The organism is Arthrobacter sp. PsM3, from assembly GCF_030433895.1.
GTDB lineage: Bacteria > Actinomycetota > Actinomycetes > Actinomycetales > Micrococcaceae > Arthrobacter.
On record NZ_JARUXE010000145.1, the window covers coordinates 1 to 384 of the forward strand.

1 pseudogene is annotated in these 384 nt (G+C 62.5%); it reads right to left on the reverse strand.

Going from position 1 to position 384, the window contains the following annotated elements:
* Window positions 1-384, reverse strand: a pseudogene (locus QCD75_RS22415) (transglycosylase domain-containing protein); the annotation flags it as partial.

Genomic DNA, 384 nt, shown 5'->3' on the forward strand with positions numbered 1-384 from the left:
CGGCCCTGTAGACGCGGACCGATCCGTCCAGTTGGGTGGCCATTGATTTTCCGGAGTTGAGCCATTCCGCAAAGATGAACGGCTTCATGGTCGAGCCGATCTGGAATCCGCCGGCGCCGTCGAGAGGCTGTCCGTTGGCGTCCTTCTCCGGCAATGCGAAGTTGCCCATATAGTTTCCGGGCGCCGTGGCGGGGTTGTAGACGGTGTTCTGCGCCATGGTCAGCACCTTGCCGGTCCCGGGCTGGACGCTCACCAGCGAGGAGCCCCGCTGCAGGGGATCAGCGGCGGCCATGGAAGCGTTGACTTGCTCCTGGGCTACTTTTTGGAGGGCCGGGTCAAGTGTTGTGTGGATGGTGAGCCCGCCCAGATACAGGAGTTTCTTGC